Consider the following 24,536-nt stretch of genomic DNA (forward strand, 5'->3'; position numbering starts at 1 on the left):
TGTGCCTCACAGGGTGGCCAGTTGCTGGACTTCGTTGGCGAGGATGCGCTCCCACTTGGTGAAGAACGCGTGGAGCTCGGCCGCCTTGGCCGGAACGGGGTCCGCGCTGCGCTCCAGGCGCTTGAGCAGCAGTTGGGTGCCCAGGTGCTGGGTCTTGAGCTTCTGCGTGCCGCTGGTGGCCAGGCGCTGCCAGCAGGGGTGGTTGGCGGCAGGAAGGGTCATGGTCATGTCTCCGATCAGGGTCTGCACCGCCGTGTCGACGGCGCACCGCTCCCGCATCGACCCGCCTCCCGACCGATGAAGCAGGCAAATCCGCTTCAAACGTCAGATTCGCCTGACATGCCAAAAACTGCACACCTTGGGGGACGGCCCCCCCTGCCCGCGTCACTGGGGCTGTTCGTCCAGCACCCGCAGGATCTGGCGGCCGTAGGCCTCCAGCTTCTTGGCGCCCACGCCGCTGACCTGGCCCAGTTCGGTGAGAGAGGTCGGGGCCTGCTCGGCCATCTGGCGCAGCGTGGCGTCGGTGAAGACGATGTAGGCCGGCAGGTTGTGCTCGCGCGCCACCTCGGCCCGCCAGGCCTTGAGGGCGGCGAAGCGGGCCTGGCCTTCGGCGTCCAGCGTGGCCAGCACTGGCGCGGCCGTGCTGCGGCTGCTGCCGGCGCCGCTGCGCGAGCGGCGGCCGCGTGGCGTCGGTGCCTTGGGCTCGCGCAGCTCGATCTTTACCTCGCCGCGCAGCACGGCGCGGGCGCTCTCGCCCAGTGCCAGGGTGTTGTACTCGCCCTCGCTGAGCACATGGCCCAGGGCGATCAGCTGGCGGATGACGCCGCGCCACTGGGCCTCGCTGAGGTCGCGGCCGATGCCCCAGGTGGAGAGCTGCTCGTGGCCGCGCTGGCGCGTTTTCTCGGTGGACTGGCCACGCAGCACGTCGATCAGGTGGCCCGATCCGAAGCCGAAACCCGAGTGCTGGTGGCAGCGGTAGATGCAGGACAGGGCCATGCGCGCCGCCTCGGTGGCGTCCCAGCGGGCCGGCTGCTCCAGGCAGTTGTCGCAGTTCATGCAGCGCCAGCCCTCGGGGCGTTCCTCGCCGAAGTACTGCAGGAGGCGCACGCGCCGGCAGTCCAGGCTTTCGCACAGCGCCAGCAGGGCGTCGAGCTTGCCGCGCTGCAGGCGCTTGAACTCGTCCTCGGCCGTGCTCTCGTCGATCATGCGGCGCTGGTTGACCACGTCGGCCAAGCCATAGGCCATCCAGGCCTGGGCCGGCTCGCCATCACGGCCGGCGCGGCCGGTCTCCTGGTAGTAGCCCTCGATGTTCTTGGGCAGGTCCAGGTGGGCCACGAAGCGCACGTCGGGCTTGTCGATGCCCATGCCGAAGGCCACCGTGGCCACCATCACCAGCGCGTCCTCGCGCAGGAAGCGGTCCTGGTGGCGCCGGCGCACCTCGGCGTCCAGCCCGGCGTGGTAGGGCAGCGCGGCAATGCCCTGGTCCTGCAGCCACTCGGCCGTCTCCTCCACCTTGCGCCGGCTCTGGCAGTAGACGATGCCGGCCTCGCCGGCATGCTCGTCCTGCAGCCAGCGCAGCAGTTGGGCCCGCGCGTTGTCCTTCTCGACGATGGTGTAGCGGATGTTGGGCCGGTCGAAGCTGCTGATGAAGGTCTGCGCCGTGTGCAGCGCCAGGCGCTCGACGATGTCGGCCCGGGTGTGCTCGTCGGCGGTGGCCGTCAGCGCGATGCGCGGCACGCCGGGGTAGCGTTCGGCCAGCAGGCCCAGCTGCAGGTATTCCTCGCGGAAGTCGTGGCCCCACTGGCTCACGCAATGCGCCTCGTCGATGGCGAACAGGCTCAGCTTGCCACGCTCCTGCAGCGAGTCGAGCATGGCCAGGAAGCGCGGGTGGGTGATGCGCTCGGGCGCGGCATAGAGCGTCACCAGACGGCCGGACAGCAACTCGCGCTCGACGTGCTGCACGCCCTCCAGGTCCAGCGAGGAGTTCAGGAAGGCCGCGTGCACCCCGGCCTCTTCCAGCGCGCCGACCTGGTCCTGCATCAGCGCGATCAGCGGGCTGACCACCACGGCCACGCCCAGGCCGGCGCGGTGGCGGGCGATGGCGGGAATCTGGTAGCACAGGCTCTTGCCGCCACCGGTGGGCATCAGCACGAGCGCGTCGCCGCCGTCGATCACCTGCTGCACGATGGCGGCCTGGTGGCCGCGGAAGGCGGTGTAGCCGAAGACTTCCTGCAGGATGTCGAGGGGAGCGGACGAGAGCGGGGCGGGCATCGCCCGTCATGGTACCTGCTGCGCCCCGGCCGCCTGCGGACTATGCTGGCCAGCCTCTCACCAGGAGACGCCATGGATGCCACCACCCTGCGCCAGCGCCTGATCCGCGCCATCGACGACGCCCTGGCCGGCCCCGCCGCCCAGACCCTGTCGCGCCCGCCGCTGTATGCGTCGCGCTACGCCAGCCTGTCGGACGGCACGGCCGCGCAACAGCTGGGCTGCGGCGTGGACGTGGTGCCCCCGGGCCAGCGCAGCTGCCCCTACCACCTGCACCACGCCCAGGAGGAGATGTTCGTGATCCTCGAAGGCCAGGGCACGCTGCGGGTGGCCGGCGAACAGCTGCCGGTGACAGCCGGCGACGTGATCTTCATCCCCGCCGGCCCCGAGTACCCGCACCACCTGCTCAACACCTCGGACGCGCCGCTGAAGTACCTGTCCATCAGCACCCGGCAACGACCCGAGCTGTGCGAATACCCCGACTCCGGCAAGGTGATGGCCTGGGCGCCCGGCGTGAAGGTGCTGCAGCGCCCGGCCGACGCGCTGGATTACTGGGACGGCGAGCCCTGACGGACCGATGCCCCGCCGCCGGCAACGCACTGGCCGATGGCGAAGTCGCAGCGCGCGCCCGGGTCGACCAGCATCTCGCAGGTGGACATGCGGCCGGACGCGGCATTGCGGGCCTTTTCCTGCGCGGTCACCTGGGCCGCCAGCGCCTTCAGTTCCTCCTCGCGATTCACCAGGGTGGACCAGACCAGGTAGCGCGAGGGCCCGCCGCAGGCCCGCGCGCCCACCGGCAGGGTGCGGCAATGCATGTCGGCGCTGCAGCGCGGTGTGCTGGTCAGCTCCTGCAACTGAAGCAGCGGTGGCTCGGGCGCAGCGCTGCTGCAGCCTGCCAGGACGGCGATGCCCAGCGCGCAGGCCAGGCGGAACAGGGCAGGACGGTGCGGGAAGCGCAAGGGCAGGGGTGACATGGGCGGCGCAGGCGGGGATGGGCGGCCGCCGGCGGCGGCCTGTCCCCGGCACTGTAGCCGGGGATCGCGTCCCCCGGTGTGTCCCGCGGGGTCAGGCGCCCAGCAGTTCGGCGCCCCGCACCAGCAGGGCACCGCCGACCACCAGCCAGGCCCACAGCAGGGTGCCCAGGGCCAGCGGCCGCAGCCCGGCCGCCCGCACGCCCGACCAGCGGGTGTTCAGGCCCAGGGCGGCCATGGCCATGGCCAGCATCACGGTGCCGGCCTGGCTGGCCCCGGCCTCCAGCGCGGCCGGCAGCCAGCCGGTGGAATGCAGCCCCACCATGGCCAGGAAGCCCCAGGCGAACCAGGGGGTGTGGCCGCCGCGGCGGCCCGTCGCCGCGCCGCCCTCACCACGGGCCAGCCAGCGCGAGGACAGAACGAGCAGGAAGGGCGCCAGCAGCATCACCCGCACCATCTTCTCGATCACCGCCACGCTGGCCACGTCCGTCCCCATGGACCGGCCGGCGGCCACCACCTGGGCCACCTCGTGCACGGTGGCGCCCAGGTACAGGCCCAGGCCGGTGGCGCCCTGCGGCAGGGCCGCCCAGTGCGCCGCCATCTCGCCCAGCCACGGATAGAGGAAGACCGAGAAGGTGCCGAACAGCACCACGGTGCTGACCGCCACCGTGGCCTCGCCGTTGCGGGCCCGCACCACCGGCTCGGTGGCGATGACGGCCGCGGCCCCGCAGATGGCGCTGCCCGCGCCGATCAGCAGCGCCGTGGGCCGGTCCAGGCCCAGCCAGCGCGGGCCGGCCCAGGCCGCCAGGGCGAAGGTGGAGGCCAGCATGACCGCCGCCAGCAGCACGCCGGTGAGGCCCACATGGGCCAGGTCCTGCACCGTCAGCCCCAGGCCGAACAGCATCACCCCGGCGCGCAGCAGGCGCTGGCGCGACAGGGCCGCGCCGTGCTCGGCCGGGCCCAGCCAACGCTGCGGCAGCCCGTTGCCCGCCACGATGCCCAGCAGCAGGGCCAGGGTCAGCGTGCCGATGCCGTGGTGGTCGAACACCGCCCAGTGGCCCAGGGCCTGGGCGGCCACGGCCAGGGCGGCGCACAGGGCCAGGCCGGCCGCGTGGCGGCCCAGCCAGCGGCGACCGTGGTGCAGACGCCCGGGCGACAGCGGCAGGGTGGAAGAGGGGGAGGACATGGCGATCTCCGGTTCGGTGAAGCGATGCGCCAGTGTTCCGGGGCCAGATCAACCCGTCCAACTGATAGTTTTAGTCATATCAATCGATTAAATCGTTATAAAGTGCGGCCATGGACGTGCTGCACCTCACCCTGCGCCAGCTGCAGATCTTCGTGGCCGTGGCCCGCAGCGGCAGCACGACCGCGGCGGCCGAGGCCATCGCCCTGTCGCAGTCGGCCACCAGCGCCGCACTGCAGGAGCTGGAGCGGCTGCTGTCGCTGCGCCTGTTCGACCGGGTGGGCAAGCGCCTGCTGCTCAACGACAACGGCCGCGCCCTGCTGCCCCGGGCCGAGGCCCTGCTGGCCGGCGCGGGCGACATCGAGCGCCTGGCCCAGGACAGCGACGCCCAGCGCGCCGCGCTGCGCATCGGCGCCAGCCTGACGGTGGCCGACCACGGCGTGCCGGCGGTGCTGGCCGCCTTCCTGGGCGATCGGCCCCGTGCCGCGCCGCACTGGCAGACCACGGTGACCGTGGGCAACACCGCGCAGATCTGCGGCCTGGTGGCCGCCCACGCACTGGACATCGGCCTGATCGAGGGCCCGCACCACGACGCCAGCCTGGTGGCCCAGCCCTGGCTGGAGGACGAGCTGGTGGTGGTGGGCACGCCCGCCGTGGCCACCACCCAGGGCAGCACGCTGGCCGACCTGGCCGAGGCCGTGTGGTTGCTGCGCGAAACCGGCTCGGCCACCCGGGAGATCAGCGACCAGGCCCTGGCACCGCGCATCGGCCCCTACCGGCGGCGCATCGAACTGGGCAGCAACGCCGCACTGCGCCAGGCCGCGCTGGCCGGCCTGGGCCTGGCCTGCCTGTCGCGCCGGGTGGTGGCCGAGGACCTGGCCCGCGGCCAGCTGCAGACCGTGGCCGCCCCGCTGCCGCGCATCAGCCGCCAGTGGCACTGGGTGCTGCAGGCCGGGCGCCAGCCCACGCCCGCGCTGGCCGCGCTGATCGCCCTGCTGCCCACCCTGGCCCAGACCGACGGCCCTCCCCCCTGACAGGGGTGGCCGGCCGGGCCGATCGGCGATAATCTTGCCCCTTCAGCGACGGGAATTCCGGGGTGCCAGCACGCCCTGCCCGTGCCCGTCCCCACAGGAGAGCCCCACCTTGGCCAGCGTCAACAAAGTCATCATCATCGGCAATCTGGGCCGCGACCCGGAAGTGCGCTACACCCCCAGCGGCGCCGCCGTCTGCAACCTGCGCCTGGCCACCACCCGCAACTGGAAGAACCGCGAGAGCGGCGAGCGCCAGGAAGAGACCGAATGGCACTCGGTGGTGCTGTACGACCGCCAGGCCGAGATCGCCGGCGAGTACCTGAAGAAGGGCCGCCCGGTCTACATCGAAGGCCGCCTGAAGACCCGCAAGTGGCAGGACAAGGACGGCAACGACCGCTACACCACCGAGATCGTGGCCGAGACCATGCAGCTGCTGGGCGGCCGCGAGAGCATGGGCGGCGGCGACGGTGGTGGCATGGACGAGGAGATGGGTGGCGGCAGTGGCGGTGGCGGCGGCTACAGCCGTCCGGCCGCCCGCCCGGCCGCCCCGCCGCGGGCCCCGGCTCCCGCCCCCCGTCCCGCGCCGAAGTCGTCCACCGGCTTCGACGACATGGACGACGACATTCCGTTCTGACCGTTCCGGACACACCGGCCTGATGTCTCCGCGGCTCCTGCGCGCGCGATGAGTTCCGACGCGGCCCTGCGCCAGCAGGCCGAACGCCACGCGGACCGCCAGGAGTGGGCGCAGGCCACGGCCTGCTTCGAGGCACTGCGGGCCCGCCACCCCGGCGATGCGGACGTGCTGCTGCAGCTGTCCTACATCGCCTCGCTGGCCGGCCGCCACCGGGACGCCCACGCCCACGCACTGGCCGCCGCTCAGGCCGCCCCCACCCGGCCGGACGAGGTGGCCCAGCTGGTCTCCCGGCTGCGCACCTTCAACGAGGTGCCCGCGCTGCGCGCCTGCTTGGCCCGCCTGGGGCCGCCCGCGCGGGTGCCGGTGCCGCTGCTGCTGGCCTTCGCCGGCCAGCACAGCCACCTCAACCTGCACGAAGAGGCGCTGGCCCTGCTGGACGAGGCCCGGCGCCGCGAGCCCGGCCACCCCTCGGTGCTCGTCGCCCGGGGCCAGGCCCTGGTCTACCTGGGCCGTTTTGCCGAGGCCGAAGCCGAGCTGCGGGCCTGCGTGGCCCGGGCCCCGCAGGTTTCGCGCGCCTGGTGGCTGCTGGCCGGCCTGAAGACCCAGACGCCCGAGGCCAACGACCTCGCCGCCATCCACGCCCAGCTGACCCGGCCGCAAGTGCCGCGCGAGACGGCCATCGAGCTGGCCTTTGCGCTGCACAAGGTGCTGGACGACCTGGGCCGCCACGACGAGGCCTGGCAGGCCCTGATGCTGGCCTGCCGCGCCAAGCGCGCCCTGCTGGATTACCGCCCCGAGGACAGTGTGGCCCTGGTGGATGCGCTGATGGCCCTGCCCATCCCCGACGCTGCGGCCTCGGTGCGGCCGGCCGACGGTCCGGTGCCCATCTTCATCGTCGGCATGCACCGCTCGGGCACCACGCTGCTGGAGCAGCTGCTGCACGGCCACCCGCAGGTGCAGGGCCTGGGCGAGCTCTACGACTTCACGGTGGCCATGCGTGAGGCCACCGACCACCCCTGCCGCGGCCCCATCGACCTGACGCTGGTGCAGCGCGCCGCCGCCGGGGTGGACTTTGCCGCGGTGGGCCGCCATTACCTGGACGGCCTGGCCTGGCGCCTGGGCCCCGAGGCCTGCTTCACCGACAAGCTGCCCTCGAACTTCCTGAACATCGGTTTCATCGCCCAGGCCCTGCCGCAGGCCCGCATCCTGCACCTGCGGCGCGATGCGATGGAGGTGGGCTTTTCCAACCTGCGCGAGCTGTTCCACGAAGCGGCGCCCTATTCCTACGATCTGCAGGAACTGGGCGGCTTCTACCGCCAGTACGAACGGCTGATGGCCCACTGGCAGCGGGTGCTGCCCGGGCGCATCCTGGACGTGGACTATGCGGCCCTGGTGCGCCGGCCCGAGGCGGTGCTGCGCGAGGTCACGGCCTTCTGCGGGCTGGATTTCACGCCGGCGATGCTGGACATTGCCAGCAGCCGGCGCGGGGTGTCCACCGCCAGCGCGGTGTCGGTGCGACAGGGCATCGTGGCACGCGAGAAGCCCAAATGGGCGCCCTACGCCACGGCCCTGCGCCCGCTCGCCCAGGCCCTGGGTCGGGCCTGAGCCGCTCGCCTCACTCGGCCGCGCCGATCGTCAGCGCGATCGTGCCCACACCGGCGATCGAACCTTCCAGCACGTCGCCGGCCACCACCGCGCCCACGCCCTCGGGCGTGCCGGTGTAGATCAGGTCGCCCGGCTGCAGGTGGTAGTACTGCGACAGGTGGGCGATGATGGCCGCCACCGGGTGCACCATCTGGTCGATGTTGGAGGACTGCTTGGTCTGGCCGTTGACCCGCAGTTCGATGGCGGCGCTGACCGGATGGCCGATGACGCTGGCGGGCGCGATGGGCGAGAGCACCGCGGCGTTCTCGAAATCCTTGCCCAGGTCCCAGGGGCGCTGCTTGTCCTTGGCGGCGTTCTGCAGGTCGCGCCGGGTCATGTCCAGGCCGCAGGCGTAGCCGTACACATGCTTGAGCGCCTCGCCCTCGGCGATGCGGAAGCCCGTCACGCCGATGGCCACCACCAGCTCCATCTCGTGGTGCAGGTTCTTCGTGCCGGGGGCATAGGGCACGGTGCTGCCGCTGGGCACGTAGTGCTCGGAAGCCTTGTTGAAGTAGAACGGCGCCTCGCGGTCGGCCACCGACCCCATTTCCTTGGCATGGGCCTCGTAGTTGCGGCCGACGCAGAAGATGCGGCGGATCGGGAAGCCCTGCTCGCTGCCCTGGATGGGCGCGATGGCGGGAACGGGTGCGGGGAAGATCAGGGATGGCATGTGTGTGTCTTCTGCGGTGACCACGGAAAGCCCAACGGGACGCCGGGTCGCCCATCGGCCCGGCACCGCGAGGATAGCCGCGTCGGCCGGCCGCGGCCTGTCGGTTCCTGGGAAGTCCCGAGCCGCCGCAGGGTGGCCCGGTCGGCCCGGGGACCTCAGCCCGGGGTCGGGCCGCCCTCGCCGTTCTCGTCCAGCGCGCGCAGCTTGCGGTAGAGGGTGCGCACGCTGATGCCCAGGGCCGCCGCCAGGGCCTCGCGGCTGCCGTGGTGGGCCTGCAGCGCCGCCCGCAGGGCCTGGGCCTCGGTCTGGCGCAACGAGGCCCCCGTCGGCGCGGGAGACGGTGCCTCGGCCGCCGCCGTGGCGGCCCCGGCCAGGGGCGACGGCCGGCGCAGCAGGCCCACCGACAGCGCCCGGTCCACCGTCTCGGCGGTGATGTGGTCGCCGTCGGTCAGCAGCACCGCCCGCTCCAGCACGTTGCGCAGTTCGCGCACATTGCCCGGGAAGGGGTGGCGGGCCAGCTGCTGCACCGCCCCGGCGTCCAGGCTCAGCGGCCGGCCGGGGGTCAGGCGCTCCAGCAGGGCATGGGCCAGCAGCGACAGGTCGCCCAGGCGCTCGCGCAGCGGCGGCAGGGCGATGGGGAAGGTGCTGAGCCGGTAGTAGAGGTCCTCGCGGAAGCGGCCCTGGGCCACCATGGCGGCCAGGTCGCGGTGGGTGGCACTGACCAGGCGCACGTCGGCATGGCGCAGCTCGGTGCTGCCCACCCGCCGGTAGGTGCCGCTTTCCAGCAGGCGCAGCAGCTTGACCTGCATGGGCAAGGGGATGTCGCCCACCTCGTCCAGGAAGAGCGTGCCGCCGCTGGCCGCCTCCACCAGGCCCACATGGGCCATGTGGGCCCCCGTGAAGGCCCCCTTCTCGTGGCCGAAGAGCTCGCTCTCGAACAGGCTCTCGGGCAGGCTGGCGCAGTCCACCACCACCCAGGGCTTGTTGGCGCGGGCGCTGGCCTCGTGCACCGCGCGGGCCACCAGCTCCTTGCCGGTGCCCGATTCGCCCAGCAGCAGCACGCTGGCCTCCGACGGGGCGACCCGCGCCACCAGGCCCAGCATGTCGCGGAAAGCCGGCGCGCTGCCGATCAGGCCCTGGCGGGCGGGCTGGGCACGGGCCAGCGGCAGGGCCTCCATCTTCTCGATGAAGAAGGCCTGCTCGCCCTGGGCGTCGCGCAGCGGCACCAGCTCGATGTTGACGTAGGCCTCGCCTTGCGGCGTGTGGTGCAGGTGCAGCACCCGCTCGCGCTGGCCGCTGCGGCGCGACAGGGCCAGCGGGCAGCTCTCGCCGGCCTGGTCGCAGGGCACGCTGAAGTGGTGGGACACCTCGTAGCAGGTGCGGCCGATGACCGTGCCGCGGGGCGCGAAGGCGCTGCGGTAGGCCGCATTGGCCGCGACGATGCGGTACTGCCGGTCGAACAGGATGTGGGGCTCGGGCAGGCCCTCGATGAAGGACACCAGCTCGGCCGGCACGTCGAGGCGGGGGGCGGGGAGCGGAACAGGCGGATCGGTGCGCATGGCGGGAGCCACTGCCAAGACACTGACAACGACTGCCAGCCACTATGACACAACTGCCGTACTGGACAGCGGGCCGCACAGCCGCTTGCCAGCATCGGCAGGCAAAACCACGTCAAAACAAGGACTTGCAGAAGGTGACGTGCCGGGCACACATCTTGATACCTCAGCGGACATGAACGACAGGCCCCTGCTCCGACACCTCAGCTGGATCGTGCTGCTCAAGCTCGTCCTGCTGACGGTGCTGTGGTGGGTGTTCTTCCGTCCTGTCCAGGTGCCCGTCCATCCCGACACGGCGGCCGCGCACATTGCCCCGGGCCCCGCCCCGGCGGCTGACCCGACCGCCCCCCAAGGAGTCCGCCCGTGATCTCGGATCATCTCGTCGACCTGTCCCGGCTGCAATTCGCCGTGACAGCCCTCTACCACTTCCTCTTCGTGCCGCTGACGCTGGGCATGGTCTGGCTGCTCGTGATCATGGAAGTGGTCTATGTCATGACCGGCAAGCTGGTCTGGAAGGACATGACCCGCTTCTGGGGCAAGCTCTTCGGCATCAACTTCGCGCTGGGCGTCACCACCGGCATCACGATGGAGTTCCAGTTCGGCACCAACTGGGCTTACTACTCACACTATGTGGGCGACATCTTCGGCGCCCCGCTGGCCATCGAAGGGCTGATGGCCTTCTTCCTGGAATCGACCTTCATCGGCCTGTTCTTCTTCGGCTGGGATCGGCTGTCCAAGACGCAGCACCTGCTGGTGACCACGCTGATGGCGGTGGGCACCAACCTCTCGGCGCTTTGGATCCTGATCGCCAACGGCTGGATGCAGAACCCGGTCGGTGCCGAGTTCAGCTGGCAGACCATGCGCATGGAGATGACGGACTTCTGGGCCGTGGTCTTCAACCCGGACGCTCAGGCCAAGTTCGTGCACACCGTCTCGGCCGGCTATGTGACCGGCGCGATGTTCGTGTTGTCCATCAGCGCCTGGTACCTGCTGCGCGGCCGTGACGTGGAATTCGCCAAGCGCAGCTTCCGCGTGGCCGCCGCCTTCGGTCTGGCCAGCGTCTGCTCGGTGATCGTGCTGGGCGACGAATCCGGCTACACCGTGGGCGAGGCCCAGCAGACCAAGATGGCCGCCATCGAGGCCATGTGGGAGACCGAGCCCGCCCCGGCCGGCCTGAAGCTGGTGGCCGGCATCAACGAGGCCGCGCAGAAGAACGACTGGGAAATCGAGATCCCCTACGTGATGGGCCTGATCGGCACCCGCTCGACCAGCAAGACCATCCCCGGCATCCACGAGATCAAGCAGAAGAACCGCGAGCGCATCGTCAACGGCATCCAGGCGGTGATCGCGCTGGAGACCCTGCGCGCCCACCACGACGACGTGGCCGCCCGCGTGACGCTGGACCGCTTCCAGGCCGATCTGGGCTTCGGCCTGCTGCTCAAGAAGTACGTGGCCGACGTGCGCCAGGCCACGCCCGAGATGATCGACAAGGCGGTGGACGACACCGTGCCGCACGTCACCCCGATGTTCTGGGCCTTCCGCCTGATGGTGGGCTTCGGCTTCGCGATGCTGCTGCTCTTCGCCCTGGCCTTCTGGAGCACGCTCAAGGGCCAGTGCGGCAAGCAACGCTGGCTGCTGCGCGCGGCCCTCGTGATGCTGCCCATCCCCTGGCTGTCCTGCGAGCTGGGCTGGTTCGTGGCCGAGTACGGCCGCCAGCCCTGGACGATCTACGGCGTGCTGCCCACCCACCTGTCGGTCTCCACCCTGAGCGTGGAGAGCCTGTACGGCTCGCTGGCCGGCTTCGTGGGCTTCTACACCGTGCTGCTGGTGGTGGAGATGTACCTGATGGTCAAGTTCGCCCGCCTGGGCCCGGGCAGCCTGGGCACGGGAAGGTATCTGGACGAACCCGTGCACGCCGCCCCCGCCCACGCCTGAACGAGAAAGTCACTTCATCATGTTGGACTACCCCACCCTCAAGCTCATCTGGTGGCTGCTGGTTGGCGTGCTGCTGGTCGGCTTCGCCATCATGGACGGCCATGACATGGGCGTCGGCACGCTGCTGCCCTTTGTCGGCAGGAACGACACCGAACGCCGCGTCGTGATCAACACCGTCGGCCCGCACTGGGACGGCAACCAAGTCTGGTTCATCACCGGCGGCGGCGCCATCTTCGCCGCCTGGCCGCTGGTCTACGCCACCGCCTTCAGCGGCTTCTACTGGGCCATGCTGGCGGTGCTGTGGGCCCTGTTCTTCCGCCCCGTCGGCTTCGACTACCGCAGCAAGATCGACAACCCCACCTGGCGCAGCACCTGGGACTGGGGCCTGTTCGTCGGCGGCGCCGTGCCACCGCTGATCTTCGGCGTGGCCTTCGGCAACCTGCTGCAGGGCGTGCCCTTCCATTTCGACAACTACCTGATCTCCACCTACACCGGCAGCTTCTGGGCCCTGCTCAACCCCTTCGCCCTGCTGACCGGCGTGGTCAGCAGCGCGATGATCACGCTGCACGGCGCGGTGTACCTGTCGCACCGCACCGAAGGGGCCGTGCAGGCCCGGGCGCAGAACGCGGCCCTGGGCGCGGCCGTGGTGATGGTGCTGGCCTTCGTGGGCGCGGGCTTCTGGCTGCACAGCGGCGCCATCCCCGGCTACGCGATCAGCTCGGCCATCGACCCGGCCGCCCTGCCCGACCCGCTGGCCAAGACGGTGGTGCGCAGCGCCGATGCCTGGTGGGCCAACTACGCCCGCTGGCCGGCGCTGTGGGCCCTGCCGGTGCTGGGCATCGTCGGCGCGCTGGGCGCCGCCCTGCTGACGCGCGCCGGCGCCACGCTCACCGCCTTCGTCGCCTCGGCCCTGGCCATCGCCGGGGTGATCGGCACGGCAGGCGGCGCGATGTTCCCCTTCGTCATGCCCTCGTCGACCGACCTGAACTCCAGCCTGACCGTGTGGGACAGCGTCTCCAGCCACCTGACGCTGAGCCTGATGTTCTTCGCCACGCTGATCTTCATGCCGATCATCGTCTTCTACACCAGCTGGGCCTACCGCGTGATGCGCGGCAAGGTGACCGAGGCCCACATCCGGGCCAACGAGCACACCGCCTACTGAGCCCGGCCCTCAACACCGAAAGGACGACACCATGTGGTATTTCGCCTGGATCCTCGGCGTGGGCTTCGCGGTCCTGCTGGCCGTGATGAACGCGATGTGGGGCGAGAACGAGGAAGGCCGCGCCGCGGCCCGCCTGAGCGACGAGGGCGGCGTGTGAGCACCGCCCCTGAAGCACCGCAAGCTTCGGACGCGCCCGAGCCGGTCCGCCCGGGTCTGCACGGCCCCAGCCTGCTGCTGGGCGTGGCGCTGATGCTGGCCGGCTCGGTCTACCCGCCGCTGATGACCGACGCGCAGGGCCGGGCCGACCATGGCCTGGCCCTGCTGCTGCTGTGGGCCATGTGTGCCGGCCTGGTCCGGGGCGTGGGCTTCGTGCCGCGCTTCTGGCTGTGGCGGGCGTTGTTTTCCGGCTGGAGCAGCCTGCTGGCCCTGCTGGCTTTCGTTTTGCTCAAGTTCCTGCGCTGACGCACCGTCCAGAATCGGTGCTGGAGAGAAGAGAACGAGGGGGAGACGACCATGCTGTTCCGCATGCTGCTGGACGAGGCCACCGGCACGGTGAGCTATCTGCTGACCCAGGCCGAAACGGGGGATGCCGTGGTGATCGACCCGCGCGCCGCCGACGTGCCGGTGATCCGCGCCATGCTGGCCGAGCAGCGCGCCCAGCTGCGCTGGGTGCTGCGCACCCATGCCCATGACGCCCAGCGCGCGCCCGCCGAGCAGGCGGCGCTCGACCAGCTGGGGGCCCCCTGGGTGCAGCAGCGCCCGCCGGCCCAGCCACTGCTGCCACTGGGTGACGACTACATCGAGGTGCTGGCCACCCCCGGCCACACCCCGGACTGCCTGAGCTTCCGCTGGCGCGACCGGCTGTTCTGCGGCGATCTGCTGGTCGTCGATGGCTGCCACTACCAGACCCGGCCGGCCCAGCCCCAGTCGCTGTGAGACAGCGTGCACGACGTGGTCTTCCGCCTGCCCGACGAGACCCTGCTGTTCGCCGGCTGCGCCCGGCGCGGCCGCATGGTGGCCACGGTGGGCGAGCAGCGGCGCTGGCACCCCTGGTTCGGCAACACCAGCCGTGACGCCTTCCTGACCCGGGTGGCCAGCCTGCCGCCGCGGGCCGACGAGCGCCCCGCCGCGCACTGATCTGGATCGAACTCCCTCGATACCCTGTTGGGTATATTGGCGACTTTCCGCCATCCTCGCGCAGGAGTCTTCATGAGCACCTTCGACCACACCGGCCTGATGCAGGACATCAATGCCCAGCTCGGCCCCTTCCGCCAGTCCCAGGCCGCCACCATGCGCGGCTTCAGCGCCATGGCCCAGGGCGCCCTGGCCGAGGGCGCGCTCAGCGCCAAGCAGAAGGAGCTGCTCGCCCTGGCCATCGGCGTCACCCAGCACTGCTCGGGCTGCATCGGCTTTCACGTCAAGGCCCTGGTGCGCCTGGGCGCCACCCGGGCCGAGCTGGAAGAGGCGCTGGGCGTGTGCGTCTACATGGGCGGCGGCCCGGCCCTGATGTACGCCGCCGAGGCCCTGAAGGCCTGGGACGTGCTGGCCCAGCCCGAGCCCGCCGTCTGCTGAGCAGGCCTCAGGCCTCCACCGCCTCGGCCGGCCGGGCCAGGCAACCCAGCCGGCAGGCCAGGCTCAGCACGGCCTGCAGCGTGGCCCGCTCGACATCGGCGTCGTGGCTCGCCCCGAAGGCCGTGCTCGCCGCGCCGGCCGCGGCCCCCTCCACCAGCACCCAGTGCTGGGTCGCGCGGCCCCGCCCGGTGCTTGAGCGGCTGACCGCCCCCAGGCGCAGGCCGGGCGCCAGCGCCTGCGCCGCCGCCTGCAGCAGGTCCGCGCCCTCGCCCTCGGCGGCCCAGCGCTGCTCGCCCATGGCCAGGCTCAGCCGCACCCGCACCCCGCCCTGCGGCCCGGGCTGAACCTGCCAGGACGACAGCGTCACCGCGCCCTCGGCGCCCTGCGGGCTCAGGTAGTGGCGGCTGAACAGCTGCCACAGGGCGGCCGAGGTCACTTCGGCCTCGCTGGCGTCGGCATGGCGCTGCACCACCGCGCTGAACTCCACCTGCAGGCGCCTCGGCATCACCAGGCCGTGGTCGCGCTCCAGCAGGTAGGCGATGCCGCCCTTGCCCGACTGGCTGTTGACCCGGATGATCCCCTCGTAGCTGCGGCCGATGTCGGCCGGGTCGATGGGCAGGTAGGGCACGGCCCAGGGCGCGCCAGGGCGCTGCGCGGCCAGGCCCTTCTTGATCGCGTCCTGGTGCGAGCCCGAGAAGGCGGTGAACACCAGGTCGCCCGCATAGGGGTGGCGCGGGTGCACCGGCAGCGCGGTGCACTGCTCGGCCACCTGCACCAGGGCCGGCAGGTCCGACAGGTCCAGCCCCGGGTGCACGCCCTGGGTGTAAAGGTTCAGCGCCAGCGTCACCAGGTCCACATTGCCGCTGCGTTCGCCATTGCCGAACAGGCAGCCCTCCACCCGCTGCGCGCCGGCCAGCAGGGCCAGCTCGGCACAGGCCACACCGGTGCCGCGGTCGTTGTGCGGGTGCACCGACAACACCACATGCTCGCGCCGCGGCAGGTGGCGGTCCATCCACTCGATCTGGTCGGCGAAGACATTGGGCGTGGCCACCTCCACCGTCGTGGGCAGGTTGATGATGACCGGGCGGCCCGGGCCCGCGTCCCAGGCATCCAGCGCGGTGCGGCAGGCCTGCAGCGACACCGGCAGCTCGGTCATGCAGAAGGTCTCGGGCGAGTACTGCAGCACCCATTCGGTCTCGGGCACCGCGTCGGTCAGCCGGCGCAGGTGGCGCACATGGTGGTCCACCAGATCCATCACCTCGGGCACCGAGAGGCCGAACACCACCTCGCGCCACAACGGGGCAGTGGCGTTGTAGAGGTGGACGATGGCGCGGCGCGCGCCGCGCAGGGCGGCCACGGTGCGCTCGATCAGGTCCTCGCGCAGCGGGGTCATGACCATCAGGGTCACGCCCTCGGGCACGCGGTCCTCCTCGATCAGGCGGCGCACGGTGTCGAAGTCGGTCTGCGAAGCCGCCGGAAAGCCGACCTCGATCTCGCGGAAGCCGCAGGCCACCAGGCGCTCGAAGAACATCATCTTGCGCTCGACGTTCATCGGCTCGAACAGGGCCTGGTTGCCGTCGCGCAGGTCGGTGGACAGCCAGATGGGAGCCTGGGCGAGCTGACCGATGTGGCGCGAGGGCCACTGGCGCTGCGGCAGGTCGATGGCGGGAAAGGGGTGGTACTTGGTGGCGGGGTGGTCGATCATGGGGATCCCGGATTCGGCAGAGGAGGCTCAGGGCATGACCCTGCCGGCCCGGCCGCGGCCAGGGTCGCAGCAGGACAGGACGACAGGGTGTGGATGCGCGCAGCCCTCCCTCGCGCCCGTCAGGGGACGGGACGCTGGCAGGCCGGGATCAGGGGAGGGGTGGTACGCCTGGGACCGAACGGTCCGTCAGCGGCGCGTGCACGCGAGCCGATCCCGGCCCAGCACTAGGCTGGACTCGCGGGATAGCAGGGTGCGCAAGGTCATGGGGCGCGACCTTAACCCGGCACACGGGGGGCCGTCAAACCCGCCGTGCTGGCCGGGCCGGGCTGGGCCGTGGCCGCCTCGGCCTGCCAGCCCCCGCCCAGGGCCAGGAACAGCAGGGCCTGGTCGTCGGCCAGGGCGGCCTCGCTGGCGGCCAGCTCGGCCTCGGCCGCAGCCAGCGCACGCTGGGCGTCCAGGGCCGGCAGGTAGCCGGTGCGCCCGCTCTGGTACAGGCGCCGGGCCTGCTCGGCCACGGTGGCCTCCTGGGCGCGGGCGGCCCGCAGCGCGGCGCGCCGGTCCAGTTCGCGGGCGTAGGCGTTGAGCGCGGTTTCGGTTTCACGCAGCGCGGTCAGCACGGTGCCGTCGAAGTGCGCCAGCGCGCCCGCGGTGCCGGCCTCGGCCTGGGCGATGCGGGCCTGCACCGCGCCGGTGTTGGGCAGGGTCCAGGAGATCAGCGGCCCCAGGCTCCAGCCCACGCTGTCGGAGCCCAGGAAATCGGTGGCCGGGCTGGCGCTCTGCACCGACAGGCCCAGGCGGATGTGCGGGTAGAGGTCGGCCGTGGCCACGCCGATGCGGGCGGTGGCCGCCGCCAACTGGCGTTCGGCCTGGCGCACATCCGGCCGACGGCGCAGCAGGGCCGCGCCATCGCCCACCGGGATCAGGCCGCTGAGCTGCGGCGGGGTCTCGCAATCGGCCACACTGGCCGGCAGGGCCTGGGGCAGCGCCCCGGTCAGCGTGGCCAGGCGGTACAGCGCCCCCTGGCGCCGGGCCTGCAGCGGCGGGATGGCGGCGCGCAGGTGCTCCAGCTGCCCTTGCGCGCGGGCCACGTCGGTCACGCCGGTGCGCCCGGCGCTTTGCAGGCGCCGGGTGAGCGTCACGGCCTCGTCCTGCAGCTGCACCGAGTGGCGGGCGCTGCGCAGCTGCAGGCCCAGGGCGCAGACCTCGGCATAGGCCCGCGTGGTGCTGGCGGCCACCTGCACCCGCGCCAGGTCGGCGGCGGCCTCGGCGGCTTCTCGGCTGGCCTGCGCCGCCTCGGCCTGGCGCTGCAGCTGGCCGAACCAGTCCAGCGGCAGGGACACGGCCAGACCGGCCGAGGTCTCCCACTCGGGTTTGGGGGTGTAGCCGGGGGACAGATAGTCCAGGCCGGAGGGGTGGCCCATGACCACACCGCCGTTGACGCCCACCGAGGGGCGCTGGGCCCCGGCCACCTCGGCCTCCAGCGCCCGCTCGCGGGCCAGGTTGGCCACCGCCTGTCGCAGGTCGGTGTTGTGTGCCAGGGCCTGCTGCACCAGGCCGTCGAGTCGGGCGTCGTCGTAGAGCTTCCACCAGGCGGCCGGCAGGGGCTGGGCGCTGTAGAGCGCGGCATCGGCCTGCGCGAAGGGCGCGCTCGTCGCCGGCTGGGCCGCCAGGGCCTGGGTCGGCAGCCGGTAGTCGGGGCCGACCGGCAGCTGGCCGCAGCCCGTCAGGGCGGCGGTCCATGTGGCGGCCAGGGCCAGCGCGGCCCGGCCGCCCGCGCGGCGAAGATCGTGCGTGCTGCGTGTCATGGCCTCACTCCACGGCCTGAGCGTGACCCGGCTCCAGCACCTGCACCGTCACCGTCTGCCCGGCCACCAGGCGGGTGCCGGCGGGCCAGGGCGTGTCCAGCTTCACCCGCACCGGCACCCGCTGGGCCAGGCGCACCCAGTTGAAGTTCGGGTTCACCGCGGGCAGGCCATCGGCCCCGGTGGCGCGGTCGTGGTCGGCGATGGCCGCGGCAATGCTCTCCACCGTGCCGCGCAGCGGCGCGCCGCCGCCCATGGGCGTCACCCGCACCGCCTCGCCCAGGTGGATGCGGGGCAGCTTGGTCTCCTCGAAGTAGCCTTCGACGTAGTAGGAATGGCTGTCCACCAGGCTCAGCGCCGGGTGGCCGGTGGCGGCATAGGCGCCCACGCGGATGTCCAGGTTGGTCACCGTACCGTCCACCGGCGCGCGCACCTCGGCGCGCTGCAGGTTCAGGCGGGCCGACTCCACCGCCACCTGGGCCTGGGCCACGGCCAGCGTGGCCTCTTCCACCCGGGTGCGGGCCTGCTCCTGCTGCTCCTGCGAGACCAGGGCCCCGAGGCCGCTGCTGCGGTCGCGCTCGCGCCGGGCCTGGGCCAGCGTGGCCTGGCGGGCCGCCAGCGCGGCCTCGGCCTCGCGCAGGGCCAGGGCGTAGCGGGCATGGTCCACCGCGAAGAGCAGCTCGCCGGCTTTCACGGCCTGGTTGTCGTGCACCGGCACCTGGGTGATCAGACCGGCCACATCGGGCGCCAGCTGCACCACGTTGACGCGCACCCGGCCGTCACGGGTCCAGGGCGAGAGCTCGTAGTGGTCCCACAGGGCGCGGCCGGCCCACAGGGCGGCGGCCACGGCCAGCAGGGTGATGGCCGGCCGCAGCAGCTGCTGCAGGTGGCGCTGCGCGTTGCCGGGGGCGAGGAGGCGCGTGAAGAGGGAGGTCGTCGCGGTCATGGTCGGGTTCGGATCGTCAGAAGAGGAAGCCGGCGGCGCGGTGCAGGCCGTAGAGCAGCAGCAGGTACAGGGCCATGTCGAACAGGGCCGGGTGCCAGACCCAGCGGTAGAAGCCCGCCAGCGCCAGCAGGCGGCGCAGGCCCCAGTTCAGCACCAGGGCCCCCAGGCCCAGGGCCATCAACCAGGGCACGTACAGGCCCTCGATGTCGAATTCACCGCCGCTCATGCGCTGCGCTCCTCGGGAACAGGGGATGGGGCCTCCAGGCGCACCGGCGCCTGGGGGAAGAGGTTGCGGCGCAGGCCCACCAGGGCCGTGACCTGGGCCCGCTGGCCCGGGGCGGGCGCGGCGGTCCGCAGGGCCGTGGTCAGTGCCCCGTCCAGCGCCTGGCGCAGCGCCTCGGGCCAGGGCCGCGGGCCCGACAGGGACCACTGGCGAAAGCCCTGCGCGATGCCCTGCAGCAGGGCGGGCAGCGCGGCGCCGGTGGCCGCCTCGCGCTGCTGCTGCAGCACGGCGATGTCGGCCCCCACCCGCAGCTCGCGCAGGGCGGCGCGGGCGGTGTCGTCGCGCACGGCGGGGTCGGTCTGGGCGATGCGCGGGGCCAGCAGGCCGATGCGGTCCAGGCTGCGCACCGCGCGGCCATCGTCCGGCACGGCCCGCGCAGCGCCGGCCTGTTCGGCCAGCTCGCGCCAGGCGGCACGACGCAGGCGGCGGGCCACCACGTCGCTGCCCACGGTGCGCACCAGCCGGGTCACCAGGGCGGCCACCACGATGCCCGCCATCAGCGAGAGGTTGCTGTTGAGGAAGTAAGGCAGGTCCAGCGTGGCGGTGTCGCCCAGGGCCAGCGAGCCGGCCACGCCCATGGTCATGGCCATGCCGGTGCCGGCCGTGGCGGGCCGCGCCGCCAGGCAGCCCAGGACGAGGAAGACCGGGGCGCAGACCAGCACCAGCATGCCGAAGTCGTGCACCAGGGGCAGCAGCACCAGCACATAGAGCGCGCCGATGGGCAGGGACCAGGCGGTGGCCTTGAGAAAGCCCGTGATGGCCGGCACCGGGTCGTCCATCGAGGCGAAGAAGCAGCAGAAGATCGCGGACATCATGGCGGCCACGGAACCCGAGAGCCAGGCCGTCTGCACCCAGACGAAGCTGCAGATGCCGATGGCCAGCACGGCCGCCAGGGCCGAGAGGGCGGCCATGCCGTGGTCACGGTGCAGCACGCGGGCACCCAGGGTGGGGCGCGGCGGGGTGGCAGTGGCCGTGCCCTGCAGGCCGGCGTCGATCTCCGTGCGCAGGGCCGCGCAGGCCCGCCAGCCCTGCAGCAGCTCGCCCAGGCGCACCGCCAGGCTGATGCGCAGCGCCCGAGACCAGTCCCCTCGACCAGGTTGCACGGGCTGCACGGGCTGGTCGTCCTGGGCGCCCAGGGCGTCCAGCCGGGCCTGCAGGGCCGGCCAGGTGGCAGCCTGGGCCTCGGCCGGCCGGGCCAGCCAGTCGGACACGGCCTGCAGCAGCTCCGCCACGTCGGCGGCCAGCCCCCCCTCGGCCTCTTCCAGCGCCTGCAGCCGGTCTTCGGCCGCGGACAGGGCGGGCGTCAGCGCGGCCAGGCGGTCCTGCATCTCGCGCAGCGCCCCCTCGGTCCAGCGCAGGTGGCCGGTGTCGAAGGGCACGTGGGTGGACAGGATGCGCAGCTGGGTGATGTCGGCCGCCAGGCGCTGGCGGTCGGCGGCCAGGGTGGCGGTGCCGGCCTGCCGGCCCTGCGCATCGGCCTGCGGTGCGCGGGCCAGCAGGTCGCTCATCCAGGTGCGGGCATGGCCCAGGCTGCGGTCCAGCAGGCCCAGCAGCGGCGCGGTCAGCGAGGTGGGCCACACCAGGCTGTGGACGACGGTGGCGCAGACGATGCCCACGCCGATCTCCTCGACCCGGGCCAGGGCGTTGTCGAACAGCTGGTCCGGCCGGTCCACCGAGGGAAAGCCGATCAGCGCGGCGGTGTAGCCCGCCAGCATGAAGACATAGGAGCGCGGCGTGCGGTCCTGCAGCGAGATGTACAGGCACAGGCCCACCCACAGGCCCAGGGCCAGCGTGAGCAGCGCGGGCGCATGGGCCAGACGCGGCACCAGCAGCACCGAGGCCACCGCGCCCAGGAAGGTGCCGCCCAGCCGGTACACCGCCTTGGAGCGCACGGCGCCGGCCAGCGGGTTGGCGACGATGTAGGCGGTCATCATGGCCCAGAAGGGGCGCGGCAGGCCGGCCTTCAGGGCCACGTACAGCGCCAGCATGGACGCGGCAAAGCATTTGAGCGAGTACAGCCACTCGCTGCGGGTGGGCCAGTTCACGGCAGGGTCCTCGGCGACGGTCTCAGGTGTGCGCCGCGGACTTGGGCAGCCCGGCCACCCCGGCCTCCAGGCGCAGCAGCACCCGCAGGGCCGCCTGCAGGTCTTCGTCGGGCAGGCCCTGCAGCAGCTCTCGCCGCATCACGTTGAGGGCCTGCTCCACCCGCGCCACCTGCTGCTGGCCCAGCGCGGTCAGGCTGAGCACCTTGGCCCGGCGGTCGTGCGGGTCTTCGTGGCGCACCACCAGACCGGCGGCCACCAGCTGGTCGATCACCCGCACCAGCGAGGCCGGCTCCAGGCCCACCGCCTCGGCCACGGCCCCCGGACGGGCGCTTTCGCCCATGCGGCCGATCATCACCGCCGGCCAGGCCATCGCATGCGACAGGCCGTAGGCATTGCTGACCTCGTCGGCCACGGCACGGTAGCTGCGGGCCACGCGGGTCAGCGTGGTGGTCAGGTGCATCAGGGTGGCGTCGTCGAGCATGGTGAGCCTGTTGATTGGGTCAGCAAATAGTTAGCTGACGCAATTATTAGCTCACACAGTTCTTGACAGGGCCGCAGGGGCATGGCCCCGCGCCAGGCCGGTGCTCAGCCGGCGTCGGTGGCCCCGTTGCGCCCCAGGGCGGCGGTGAGCAGTTCCAGTTCGTTGGTGATGTCGGCCTGCCGCAGGCTGGCCCAGCGACGGCGCAGGTCGGCCGCCAGTTCGTCCAGGTGGTCCTGCGCCCGCTGCATCTGCGCCAGGCGGGCATGGTTCTCCTGCACCAGCGAGGTTTCCAGCGCGGCGCGCAGCTGCACCCGCACGGTCTGGTGCAGCACCGCGGCCATCAACACCGGCCGCGGCAGACCCAGGCGCACCGGAGTGCCGGCCGGGGCCGCCCCGGTGGCGGCCGGGGCGGCCGTCTCGTCATCCGGCCAGGGCCGCGCGGCCCCCGGCGCGGGCAGCAGGCGCTGGGCCTGCAGGCCGGCCGCTCCGGTGGACAGCAGCCAGACCGTGCGCCGTGGGCCCGCCGGCAGGGCCATGGCCTCGCCGGCGGCCTGCAGCCAGGCGGCCAGCACCGGCTCGGCCTCGTCCAGCGCGCCACAGCCCGGCAGCACGCGCACCGGGGCCTCGGGCGCGCCCGCCGGCCGGCTGGCCTGCCAGGCGTCGGCCAGGCGCTGACCGGCCAGCCACAAGGTCTGGCCCGGCCGGGCCTGCAGCATGGAGACCGCATCGGCCAGGTGGGCGTTGAAGGCCCCGCAGAAGCCACGCTCGGCCCCGATGACCAGCCAGATGCGGTCCTCGGCCTCGGCCCCTTCGGGGCGCGGCGCAGGGTCGGCCAGCTGAACCCAGGCGGCCTCCAGCGTGGTCTGGGCCTCGGCCAGCGCCGGCTGGGAGCGCTGCAGGCGCTGCAGCTCGGCCATGGCCAGGTTCTTCATGGCCTGCACGATCTGCCGCAGGTCGCCCAGCAGCGCGGCCCGCTCGCGCAGTTGCAGCTGCGCCGTCATCCTGTCGGCCCCTCGCCCGGCGGGTACGCCAGTCGATCCCCCGGGGGGATGGCGGGCCGGCTTGGGAGCGGCCCGGCGCCCGGCCCGCGGGATGTCGGCCCCTCGCCTGGCGGGTACGCCAGTCGATCCCCCGGGGGGATGGCGGGCCGGCTTGGGAGCGGCCCGGCGCTCGGCCCGCGGGACAGCTGCAGGAGACCTCGCATGCCTGTTCAGCCCCCCGTGACCGCCTGGACGGCAGCGACCCAGTCGGCGCGCGGGGCGTCGAGCGCGGGCGCGCTGGCGGCCATGGCGGCGAGGGCGTCGAGCCGGGCCTGCAGGGCCGGGCCCGGCAGGCCTTCGAGCCGGCCCTCGTTGAGCGCCACCAGCCAGGCCATGGTGAGGGCCGCCGGCCGGGTGGCCAGTCGGCCCTGGCGGAACAGGGCCTGCAGCAGGTGGCCACGCGCCACGCGGGCCTGCATGCCCTCGTCCAGCCGGGTGCCGAAGCGGGTGAAGAGCTCCAGCTCCAGGAACTGCAGGTAATCGAGCCGCAGGCGCTTGCATTCGCGGGCGATGGCCGGGTGCTGGGCCTTGCCGCCGATGCGCGAGACGGAGGTGCCCACGTCGATGGCCGGGAACATGCCCGCTGCGGTGAGCTTGGTGCTGAGGTAGACCTGGCCGTCGGTGATGGAGATCAGGTTGGTGGGGATGTAGCTGGCCACCTCGCCCAGTTGCGTGGGCACGATGGGCAGGGCCGTCATGCTGCCGCCGCCCAGCGCGGCGCTGAGCTGGGTGGAACGCTCCAGCAGGCGCGAGTGCAGGTAGAAGATGTCGCCGGGGTAGGCCTCGCGTCCGGGCGGGCGGCGCAGCAGCAGCGACAGTTCGCGGTAGGCCTGGGCGTGCTTGCCCAGGTCGTCGTAGACGATGAGCGTGTCGTGGCCGGCGTGCATCCAGTGCTCGGCCAGGGCGCAACCGGCGAAGGGCGCCAGGTACTGCAGGCCCGGCAGGGTGCCGGCCTCGGCCACCACCACGGTGGTGTGAGCCAGGGCGTCGTGCGCGGCCAGGAGGCGCAGGGTCTCGGCCACCTCGGCGCGGCGCTGGCCGATCAGCACCAGGATGCAGCGCACGCCCTGGTCGCGCTGGTGGATCACCGCGTCCAGCGCCAGCGCGCTCTTGCCGGTGCCGTCGTCGCCGATCAGCAACTCGCGCTGGCCGCGGCCGATGGGCAGCAGGGTGTCGATGACGGTGTTGCCGGTGTAGAGCGGGCGGCTGACCGGATCGCGCTCGATGATGGCCGGCGAGCGGGCTTCCAGCGGCTGCTGGGCCTCGGTCTCGGGCGGTCGCAAGCCGTCCAGCGGCCGGCCCAGCGGATCGATCACCCGGCCCAACAGGGCGTCGCCGCAGCCGATGGACAGGCGCTGGCCGCAGCGGCGCATGCGCAGGCCGGCGGCCAGGCCCTCGGTCTGGTCCAGCAGGATGCAGCCGGCCAGGGTCTCGTCGAGCTGGAAGACCCAGGCCCGGCTGCCGTCGGCCGAACGCAGCACCTCGCCCACCGGCACCGAGGGCAGGCCCTCGACCCAGGCGATGCCGTCGGCCACGCCCAGGATGGTGCCGACCTCCTCGACGGAGAGGCCGATCTCGGGTTCCGCGCTCAGCGGCGGGCTCACCATG

26 protein-coding genes are annotated in these 24,536 nt (G+C 72.6%); 12 read left to right on the forward strand and 14 right to left on the reverse strand.

What is annotated here, in order from left to right; genetic code table 11:
- Window positions 1–6: 6 nt before the first annotated feature.
- Both LRM40_RS16995 and recQ read right to left on the reverse strand, forming a co-directional pair.
- On the reverse strand, window positions 7–222 hold the full coding sequence (locus LRM40_RS16995) for a hypothetical protein (RefSeq protein WP_151124785.1): 216 nt from the start codon (window positions 220–222) through the stop codon (window positions 7–9).
- A gap of 162 nt (window positions 223–384) precedes the next feature.
- Entirely contained in the window at window positions 385–2,271 is a 1,887-nt protein-coding gene (gene recQ, locus LRM40_RS17000; RefSeq protein WP_151124786.1) for a DNA helicase RecQ, read from the reverse strand.
- A gap of 72 nt (window positions 2,272–2,343) precedes the next feature.
- On the opposite strand from recQ, the gene LRM40_RS17005 reads away from it, so the two are divergent.
- Window positions 2,344–2,838, forward strand: coding sequence for a cupin domain-containing protein (locus LRM40_RS17005; RefSeq protein WP_151124787.1), 495 nt, complete (start codon window positions 2,344–2,346; stop codon window positions 2,836–2,838).
- Here LRM40_RS17005 and LRM40_RS17010 read toward each other — a convergent pair.
- Window positions 2,817–3,242, reverse strand: coding sequence for a hypothetical protein (locus tag LRM40_RS17010; protein ID WP_151124788.1), 426 nt, complete (start codon window positions 3,240–3,242; stop codon window positions 2,817–2,819). The two genes, LRM40_RS17005 and LRM40_RS17010, sit on opposite strands and share 22 nt — an antisense overlap.
- A gap of 91 nt (window positions 3,243–3,333) precedes the next feature.
- Complete coding sequence (locus LRM40_RS17015) at window positions 3,334–4,425, reverse strand: YeiH family protein (RefSeq protein WP_151124789.1); 1,092 nt, start codon at window positions 4,423–4,425, stop codon at window positions 3,334–3,336.
- Between the two features lie 110 nt (window positions 4,426–4,535).
- Between LRM40_RS17015 and LRM40_RS17020 the strand changes: the two genes are divergently transcribed.
- The 3 genes from LRM40_RS17020 (at window position 4,536) to LRM40_RS17030 (ending at window position 7,692) form a co-directional block, all read left to right on the forward strand.
- Window positions 4,536–5,456: a LysR substrate-binding domain-containing protein gene (locus tag LRM40_RS17020; protein ID WP_151124790.1), complete on the forward strand. Its 921-nt coding sequence runs from the start codon at window positions 4,536–4,538 to the stop codon at window positions 5,454–5,456.
- Window positions 5,457–5,565: 109 nt separating this feature from the next.
- Entirely contained in the window at window positions 5,566–6,087 is a 522-nt protein-coding gene (ssb, locus tag LRM40_RS17025; protein ID WP_151124791.1) for a single-stranded DNA-binding protein, read from the forward strand.
- A 48-nt stretch (window positions 6,088–6,135) separates the two neighbouring features.
- Entirely contained in the window at window positions 6,136–7,692 is a 1,557-nt protein-coding gene (locus tag LRM40_RS17030; RefSeq protein WP_151124792.1) for a tetratricopeptide repeat-containing sulfotransferase family protein, read from the forward strand.
- 10 nt (window positions 7,693–7,702) lie between these two features.
- On the opposite strand, the gene LRM40_RS17035 is transcribed toward LRM40_RS17030, so the two are convergent.
- Together LRM40_RS17035 and LRM40_RS17040 are read right to left on the reverse strand one after the other, a co-directional pair.
- The gene (locus LRM40_RS17035) at window positions 7,703–8,401 is read right to left on the reverse strand and encodes a fumarylacetoacetate hydrolase family protein (RefSeq protein WP_151124793.1); all 699 of its coding nucleotides are present in this window, start codon (window positions 8,399–8,401) and stop codon (window positions 7,703–7,705) included.
- 155 nt (window positions 8,402–8,556) lie between these two features.
- Window positions 8,557–9,960 (reverse strand): sigma-54 interaction domain-containing protein, encoded by a 1,404-nt coding sequence (locus LRM40_RS17040; protein ID WP_151124794.1) that lies wholly within the window; start codon window positions 9,958–9,960, stop codon window positions 8,557–8,559.
- 172 nt (window positions 9,961–10,132) lie between these two features.
- Between LRM40_RS17040 and cydP the strand changes: the two genes are divergently transcribed.
- The 8 genes from cydP (at window position 10,133) to LRM40_RS17080 (ending at window position 14,626) form a co-directional block, all read left to right on the forward strand.
- Complete coding sequence (gene cydP, locus LRM40_RS17045) at window positions 10,133–10,324, forward strand: cytochrome oxidase putative small subunit CydP (protein ID WP_151124795.1); 192 nt, start codon at window positions 10,133–10,135, stop codon at window positions 10,322–10,324.
- On the forward strand, window positions 10,321–11,892 hold the full coding sequence (locus LRM40_RS17050; RefSeq protein ID WP_151124796.1) for a cytochrome ubiquinol oxidase subunit I: 1,572 nt from the start codon (window positions 10,321–10,323) through the stop codon (window positions 11,890–11,892). Before cydP ends, LRM40_RS17050 begins: the two co-directional genes overlap by 4 nt.
- A 19-nt stretch (window positions 11,893–11,911) precedes the next feature.
- Window positions 11,912–13,054: a cytochrome d ubiquinol oxidase subunit II gene (gene cydB / locus LRM40_RS17055; RefSeq protein WP_211373017.1), complete on the forward strand. Its 1,143-nt coding sequence runs from the start codon at window positions 11,912–11,914 to the stop codon at window positions 13,052–13,054.
- 31 nt (window positions 13,055–13,085) lie between these two features.
- On the forward strand, window positions 13,086–13,211 hold the full coding sequence (cydX, locus tag LRM40_RS17060) for a cytochrome bd-I oxidase subunit CydX (RefSeq protein ID WP_022980732.1): 126 nt from the start codon (window positions 13,086–13,088) through the stop codon (window positions 13,209–13,211).
- The gene (locus LRM40_RS17065; protein WP_231067615.1) at window positions 13,208–13,516 is read left to right on the forward strand and encodes a cyd operon YbgE family protein; all 309 of its coding nucleotides are present in this window, start codon (window positions 13,208–13,210) and stop codon (window positions 13,514–13,516) included. Before cydX ends, LRM40_RS17065 begins: the two co-directional genes overlap by 4 nt.
- Window positions 13,517–13,567: 51 nt before the next feature.
- Complete coding sequence (locus LRM40_RS17070; RefSeq protein WP_151124798.1) at window positions 13,568–13,990, forward strand: MBL fold metallo-hydrolase; 423 nt, start codon at window positions 13,568–13,570, stop codon at window positions 13,988–13,990.
- 6 nt (window positions 13,991–13,996) lie between these two features.
- On the forward strand, window positions 13,997–14,191 hold the full coding sequence (locus tag LRM40_RS17075; RefSeq protein WP_151124799.1) for a hypothetical protein: 195 nt from the start codon (window positions 13,997–13,999) through the stop codon (window positions 14,189–14,191).
- A 72-nt stretch (window positions 14,192–14,263) separates the two neighbouring features.
- Window positions 14,264–14,626, forward strand: a complete 363-nt coding sequence (locus LRM40_RS17080) for a carboxymuconolactone decarboxylase family protein (RefSeq protein ID WP_151124800.1) — start codon at window positions 14,264–14,266, stop codon at window positions 14,624–14,626.
- Between the two features lie 7 nt (window positions 14,627–14,633).
- Here LRM40_RS17080 and LRM40_RS17085 read toward each other — a convergent pair whose 3' ends face one another.
- The 8 genes from LRM40_RS17085 to LRM40_RS17120 all read right to left on the reverse strand — a co-directional run bounded on the left by LRM40_RS17085 (window position 14,634) and on the right by LRM40_RS17120 (window position 24,535).
- Window positions 14,634–16,331, reverse strand: coding sequence for a 2-isopropylmalate synthase (locus LRM40_RS17085; RefSeq protein WP_151124801.1), 1,698 nt, complete (start codon window positions 16,329–16,331; stop codon window positions 14,634–14,636).
- A 275-nt stretch (window positions 16,332–16,606) separates the two neighbouring features.
- Entirely contained in the window at window positions 16,607–18,136 is a 1,530-nt protein-coding gene (locus LRM40_RS17090; RefSeq protein ID WP_151124802.1) for a TolC family protein, read from the reverse strand.
- Between the two features lie 4 nt (window positions 18,137–18,140).
- The gene (locus tag LRM40_RS17095) at window positions 18,141–19,079 is read right to left on the reverse strand and encodes an efflux RND transporter periplasmic adaptor subunit (protein WP_151124803.1); all 939 of its coding nucleotides are present in this window, start codon (window positions 19,077–19,079) and stop codon (window positions 18,141–18,143) included.
- 16 nt (window positions 19,080–19,095) lie between these two features.
- A complete protein-coding gene (locus tag LRM40_RS17100; protein WP_151124804.1) occupies window positions 19,096–19,305 on the reverse strand; it encodes a DUF1656 domain-containing protein in 210 nt (69 codons plus the stop codon).
- A complete protein-coding gene (locus LRM40_RS17105) occupies window positions 19,302–21,407 on the reverse strand; it encodes an FUSC family protein (protein ID WP_259372471.1) in 2,106 nt (701 codons plus the stop codon). The genes LRM40_RS17100 and LRM40_RS17105 overlap by 4 nt, the downstream gene beginning before the upstream one ends.
- A 22-nt stretch (window positions 21,408–21,429) precedes the next feature.
- Window positions 21,430–21,888, reverse strand: coding sequence for a MarR family winged helix-turn-helix transcriptional regulator (locus tag LRM40_RS17110; protein ID WP_231067616.1), 459 nt, complete (start codon window positions 21,886–21,888; stop codon window positions 21,430–21,432).
- A gap of 104 nt (window positions 21,889–21,992) precedes the next feature.
- Window positions 21,993–22,889, reverse strand: coding sequence for a F0F1 ATP synthase subunit gamma (locus LRM40_RS17115; protein WP_231067617.1), 897 nt, complete (start codon window positions 22,887–22,889; stop codon window positions 21,993–21,995).
- A 209-nt stretch (window positions 22,890–23,098) separates the two neighbouring features.
- Window positions 23,099–24,535 carry a F0F1 ATP synthase subunit alpha gene (locus LRM40_RS17120; protein ID WP_151125797.1) on the reverse strand — a complete coding sequence of 479 codons (1,437 nt, stop codon included), beginning with the start codon at window positions 24,533–24,535 and terminating at the stop codon, window positions 23,099–23,101.
- Window position 24,536: the final 1 nt, after the last annotated feature.

This window comes from Ideonella dechloratans, from assembly GCF_021049305.1.
Classification (GTDB): domain Bacteria; phylum Pseudomonadota; class Gammaproteobacteria; order Burkholderiales; family Burkholderiaceae_C; genus Ideonella; species Ideonella dechloratans.